The following is a 6,000-nucleotide window of genomic DNA, read 5'->3' as shown; positions in this document are numbered from 1 at the left end:
TTAAGCTTGTTAGCGCCGATGGTACTGCCGAAAGGTGGGAGAGTAGGTCGACGCCAACCTTTAAAAGAGTCTTATTCGTAAAGAATAAGACTCTTTTTTTATAATGTCTGATTAAGATAATATTATATACTTTTTATACTGTAAAAATATCTAAACGAATTTAGGTGTTTATTGCGACAAGGTTCCACCTCTTCCCATTCCGAACAGAGAAGTTAAGCTTGTTAGCGCCGATGGTACTGCTGAAAGGTGGGAGAGTAGGTCGACGCCAACCTTTAAAGAGTCTTATTCTTTGTGAATAAGGCTCTTTTTTTATTCTCTAATCTAACTTAATATTATTAAATAATTATAAGTAATCTGGAGATTAACCGTTCTTTTACTAAAGCTGCAAAATACATCCTCAAAACTTATCGCCTATCTTATTCTTCTCATATAAATTGGGATAGATATGAACGCTAAATAGACGCTAAATAGCAAGTTTTCATCATCATTATATGATATTCCTAAGAAATTTAAAATGTGCTTTACAGCCTGGGATAAGGATTTAGTTTCTTTATTATCTAAAAGTTTTAATTATTTTCCTGAGCTAGAAAAGGACTCCAAAAAAAATCAGAATAACTTTACTTACACACTTTATGGAATACTACGGCAATTTACTTTTAACTCAATTTCTTAATATTGTTAACTTTTGAAATAGTTAGATCTATTTTTAGGCTTACACATACACATCATCACAAGTTTTTTTCATAATTAGATCTTTAATTTAAAATCAATATAAACCTAAATATACTATCCATCCAATATCTCAAAGAGTTAAAAAAAAGCAGTAAAAATGTTTAGTTACTAATCATTTTTACTGCTTTTTCACCTCTTATGTAAACAATTATTTATTACTAATTTACTTTATATTATCTGGCATTGTGTCTGTATATGTCTAAATCTCTTTGCTTTGCTTCTAATTCCTCTTTTAATTCTTCAATAATTTTACTATAAGATTCAAGATCTGTTTTAGCATCCTCCAAATTAAGCAATTCAATTTTTGCCTCCTTTAACTCTAAATAAGTTAGAATAATATTATTATACATTCCAATATGCGAAGTACTATCTTCTGCAATAAACTTACTTCTCATTACAGCCAATTCTGTTGAAATTAACTGATCTGTAAACTCAACATTAGTTCCTTTTATTCCTATTGAATCAATTAAAGACTTTACTTTATCCATTTTAGAGGCAAAAAGAGTCGTCTGTTTTTGCTCTAAATTTAGATAATTTAGCCTATTATGCAGATATTGATTCTCCTTTTCAGGTACTTTAAAATTAAAAAATACTATAACAACAACTAGAGAAGATGTTAGTAAAAACAAGAGAAAAAAACTAATAAATGCTTTTCTTCGTTGTTTAACATTAAGTGATTTCATATGTTTTATATTTTAAGTTTCTGACATATGGAACTTGCCATACATTCAATCCCTTATTTACACAAAGCTTTAAATATGCATATTTCATATTTTTTAGCTTTTTATTTTAATTTCTAAATTTACTGAACACTATTTTTTACCAAAAAAGAAAGGTCTCTTTTTCTTTGCCGTAGTGCTTCCTTCAATCTTCTCTTCCATTAGGGTTTCTTCTTTCACAAACAGGTCTGTTTCGATCTTTTTACCAATATAATCTAATCCGGCAAGCGTAGTGAGCATTTGCTCTAATAAACTAAGCAAATTTACAATTACCTCAACAGAATAATTTATTTTATTATGGTCATATCGATGCTTAATTACCTTATTTAATGCATCTTCAAATTCACCTTCATTAATATTACACCAATCTGAAATGTATGTCATAAATTCATCTTTACCACATTCTTGCCATCCATCCAACGAATTTTTCGTTATACGAGCTAAATCCATAACCAACAAGATCATTTCAACCGGAGGACAATAGGGAATTGAAATCCTATATTTTGATAATGTAATACTTAAAAAATCTAATAGTTTATAACAAATTTCATTTAAAGCTTTCGCTAGCGGATTATCTTGTTTTTTTAATCGAATTTTATTAATAATTGATGAAGAATATTTCTCAATTGAACTAAGGTAAATTTCTACTCGTCTGTAAACATCAAACAAATCTGGGTTTGATGAGATAAAAACTGAAGAAATAATATAATCTGAATCGATATTCCAGTTTGTATCCATTTTTATTATTTTACCAATTACTATATGGTTAAGTCCTAATAGTATCTCCGACAACTCATCTTCTTCTACAATTGAAATTTTCATTTCTGAAATCACAAAAGGCTTTCGAATAGGACTCTCTGCTACATCGGCCATTCCTATTGGTTGTCGAGAAAAAGGATCTACCGATAAAATAACATAGTATACTGCATCACTTTCTACTTTAGGTAAATCACACTTAAACTCCTTAGTAAACTCTTTTCCATCAAGAATTTTGTATTGATAACCACTCGGAAAAATAATATCCACAGGCTTAAAATTCACTAAAAGTTGTAAATCATTATCAATATCCATCCATAAAAAATCTTTCTCACTTTTCACAATACCAAAGCTTAAGGGAGATACCGATAGATTTGCTAAACCCATACTATTTTTAATGAATGAGTTCTCTTGAGCAATAAAATGTTTTTTATTAATATTCATGCCATCCACCCAGTTTACGGGTAAACACATTTGTTTATCATTTATCATAGTAAATCTAATTTAATCTTCTTTTTTTCTTATATCGTACAGTAACATTAATTATTTTGGTATTATTTCTACGGACTGTAGTAAATTCCTTTAATACAATATTAACTCCTTCAACATCCTTAATTAGTTCTTCAAATGTGATTAAGTCTCCATTGCATTTAACCATCAAATATTTATTATTATCATAGAAATATTTTAAAAATTTCTTTTTATCCCCGGTTTTTTTAGCAATTTTCAAAAACATAGCTGTAAAATCAGCATCAGATGGCAATGCTTCATCCTCTACTTTTTCCCTTTCAATATTGTCAAAAATGGTATAAACCTCGGGTGTTTCTGGAATATATTCCTCTTCTTTTTTAGGTTTTTTTACATTATTCGACAAAGTATTTTGCCGCATTCTTCTTGGTTTAATTCCAACATAAATTTTCTTTTCAGCGATAAATTCACTATTCCCATCCACCTCTAAACTAATTGTTTTATAACCTGCTTTCGAAAAGGTAAGCTTTACAGATTTTTTGTTTGAATAAATCTTATTACTGCCATTCACTCGCCACGCCCATGAGTGTCCTCCTTTTGTGCTACACGTATAAAAAACTGAAGCTCCTACGTATACTTTTTTAGGACCTGCAATTCTTGGAATAACCACCATAGGCTCTTCTTCTTCTTTTTTACGCTCAACATGAATTGATTCTTGATATTCGAATTGATTATCCACAATAAGCGTAACCGTATAGTCGCCATGTTGACTATAAATATGTATTGGAGATCTTTCCTGAACCAAGTCTGTACTGTCTCCAAAGTTCCATTCATACGAATGATCACCTGCTGTATTGTTTCTAAACTTTAACATTTCATTTTCCAAATGTTCGTCTCCTAACACATCAAAACTCACTTCGGGTAGGGTTTCTTTAGTGAAGTATTTAAACCCTAAAAGCGCAACCAAAGGAATCAACAGAAATATGAAAAAATTTGAAATCATTGAGTCAATTCTAAACTGACGAGACTTAACATTACTTTTTGCCATTATTGCTTGAATATTTGCATTCCATTAATAAATAAACAGTAAGGATAAATATTACTTCCTCTTTCTTCTAAAGCATGTAATACTTCGCGACCTTCGAACACTATTGTATTTTCTTTACTAAGTTCACGTTTAGTAGTTAACTTTATATCTATAGTCCTCACAAACCCCGTCCGGGAATCCTGACTCTCCATTAATCCTTTTTCAATATCAATTTGATCCACTTCCTCTCCAAAAACACTTGCAACTAAAGCTTTAATATCCTTTTTAGTAACAATCCGACCTCCCGACAGCATCATATATCTATTGTTATACAATTGTTCGTCAGAGTTTAAAACATTACGGGCACCAATCATTGGTGTAATAAAATACCCCCCAGTTTGCTGAATTAAAGATCCTTTATAAGGTAATATTGGAGTGTTTGGTTTTATTCCTTTTAATACTTTACCAGCAGTGGTATAATATTTCACAAATATTGTATCTGCAATTTCCCTGTATTTTAAAAACATATACACGGGACTGTGATATCTTTTCTTTTGAGTTACCGATTGTTGTAATCGAGAAATTATTTGTCCGAGTATTTTTAAATCATCGGAAAACTTACCATTATCGAGCATTGCAAATGCAGCACTTTCATTTCTTAATTTTCCAATTAAAAAATTAATCGCTTCGTTCGCATTTTCAGTAGACATACCTGCTACACCATCTCTCCTCAATAGGAAAGTCCCATTTTCCCATTCACTTCCATTTTGAGCTCCATACTCCTCATAAACAACCCCATCATCACCTTCTACCACATCAAGAGCAAAGAAGGCTTCTTCATCCTGTAAACTTATCACCGATAAGTTCTCGCTACTCTTAAAAACCTTTTCGTGTTCGGTAAGATTTACAACTGGCAATGCGTTAGCGAAGCAATTTACGGACGATAATAATCCAGAATCAAAATCCTCATTAAAGCAGATTCGCAACCAACATATATTCGCTTCGTTTAAGGTGTCGTTAATGCTAAAATCTTGTTTTTGGTTCCTTTTTATTCCTATAAACTGCCTATTATAGTAAGACAAAACTCTTTTTTTAATTCCAATAAGCTCATTTTTCGAACTCCCCCAATCGATAGTCAATTCTTCATCTTCATCACAATATAAACCAAAGTCAACTTCTAATTTTTCATCGTTAAAGTAAAAAGTTGCATTTTTTAACTGACGATAAAAAGAATCCCTAAGGTCTGTATTTTCCTTAAAATCAAAAAATAAGCGAAAAAGATTTAATCCATCACTATTATCCGGTATTTCAATGCCAAGAAGCACTTCATTTTTATCAATACTAATTCCCTTCAAAACATCAGATTCAATTCGAGACTTAAAACGATAATCAGTCATCTGATAGCAAGCTGAATTAGAAAGTATATACTTAATACCTCCTTTGAAAAGAAAAGCTTCTTGTAGGGAAATAAACTGCAACTCCTTAAGGGCATCAAACTCATTTCGCACTCTACTTAAAAACTTATAACCTGCAGGTAAACAAGTTACCGAGTCTGTAGGATTAATTATTGCAACCGAATTACCTGGCTGAACACCTCCATGAATATGAGGAATCAGCTGATTCATCAACTTTTGGGCTACACGATCCTGCACTTGATCCATTTCATGGTAAATTGACTCACTTTCGGCGGCAAGTGCAGAAATTAAAATACGTACTAAGGGATCAAAAGAGGACTCATCGTACACTTCATCAATGGCCCACATACGTGATGCCTGCCTCAACATTCTCTCTTTTATTAATTCTTTATGCTCCATTTACTTAAAATCATTTTTAATAATAGGACAATGGTCCCATAAAAAAGTATCCCGAAAACACGAAAGGCTCATCTGTTTGTGTCAATGTTCCTGTCACCACCAAATCCAGCTTCTTTTTCATGCTCGTTACATGTTCACCAACATTAACCAATGCCTGAGAAAAGGATATTTCTATTCCTAAATCTTCCAAACGGTTTTCATGTTTTTTGATTGATAAACATAATCCTGCTTTGATTTGTGCTTTTAATCTGCTATCATTAATTTCATTGTCAAAGTCGCTATCCCAAATGGAACATCCGTATGTTTCATCGTACAAACAGTCACCTAAAGCTGTTGTTATTATTAAATACAAATGCTGAGATATAGATTCTTTTAGAGTACAATGTTCATGATCTTTTTTTTTACACAATCTCCCAAAGTTCAATGGTAATGCATAGTATATCTTATTCAAAATATTATTTTTAATTAAAACCGCTATGTAAAA

5 protein-coding genes and 1 rRNA gene are annotated in these 6,000 nt (G+C 31.3%); 1 reads left to right on the top strand and 5 read right to left on the bottom strand.

The genetic code is table 11. The features are described 5' to 3' along the window. The first annotated feature begins 160 nt into the window (after positions 1–160). Positions 161–271, top strand: a 5S ribosomal RNA gene (gene rrf, locus ACT3CE_RS18285). A gap of 634 nt (positions 272–905) precedes the next feature. Here rrf and tssO read toward each other — a convergent pair. From tssO to ACT3CE_RS18260, 5 genes are all read right to left on the bottom strand, one after another. Next, positions 906–1,415 carry a type VI secretion system TssO gene (gene tssO, locus ACT3CE_RS18280; protein WP_444711207.1) on the bottom strand — a complete coding sequence of 170 codons (510 nt, stop codon included), beginning with the start codon at positions 1,413–1,415 and terminating at the stop codon, positions 906–908. Between the two features lie 129 nt (positions 1,416–1,544). Continuing rightward, a complete protein-coding gene (locus ACT3CE_RS18275) occupies positions 1,545–2,699 on the bottom strand; it encodes a hypothetical protein (protein ID WP_444711206.1) in 1,155 nt (384 codons plus the stop codon). 7 nt (positions 2,700–2,706) lie between these two features. Further along, complete coding sequence (locus ACT3CE_RS18270; protein ID WP_444711205.1) at positions 2,707–3,723, bottom strand: PKD domain-containing protein; 1,017 nt, start codon at positions 3,721–3,723, stop codon at positions 2,707–2,709. After that, positions 3,723–5,516 (bottom strand): hypothetical protein, encoded by a 1,794-nt coding sequence (locus ACT3CE_RS18265; protein WP_444711204.1) that lies wholly within the window; start codon positions 5,514–5,516, stop codon positions 3,723–3,725. Before ACT3CE_RS18265 ends, ACT3CE_RS18270 begins: the two co-directional genes overlap by 1 nt. Positions 5,517–5,532: 16 nt before the next feature. Further along, positions 5,533–5,967, bottom strand: a complete 435-nt coding sequence (locus tag ACT3CE_RS18260) for a GPW/gp25 family protein (RefSeq protein ID WP_444711203.1) — start codon at positions 5,965–5,967, stop codon at positions 5,533–5,535. Positions 5,968–6,000 lie beyond the last annotated feature (33 nt).

This window comes from Marinifilum sp. RC60d5, assembly GCF_052400665.1.
Classification (GTDB): domain Bacteria; phylum Bacteroidota; class Bacteroidia; order Bacteroidales; family Marinifilaceae; genus JBQTGK01.
Note: the sequence above shows the minus strand (reverse complement) of the source record. Positions and strands in the feature narration are given on the sequence as shown.

Excerpts from the sequence above, each read along its gene's own strand:
- ACT3CE_RS18270 (WP_444711205.1), bottom strand. The coding sequence starts at position 3,723 with ATGGCAAAAAGTAATGTTAAGTCTCGTCAGTTTAGAATTGACTCAATG.
- ACT3CE_RS18275 (WP_444711206.1), bottom strand. The coding sequence starts at position 2,699 with ATGATAAATGATAAACAAATGTGTTTACCCGTAAACTGGGTGGATGGC.
- tssO (WP_444711207.1), bottom strand. The coding sequence starts at position 1,415 with ATGAAATCACTTAATGTTAAACAACGAAGAAAAGCATTTATTAGTTTT.
- ACT3CE_RS18265 (WP_444711204.1), bottom strand. The coding sequence starts at position 5,516 with ATGGAGCATAAAGAATTAATAAAAGAGAGAATGTTGAGGCAGGCATCA.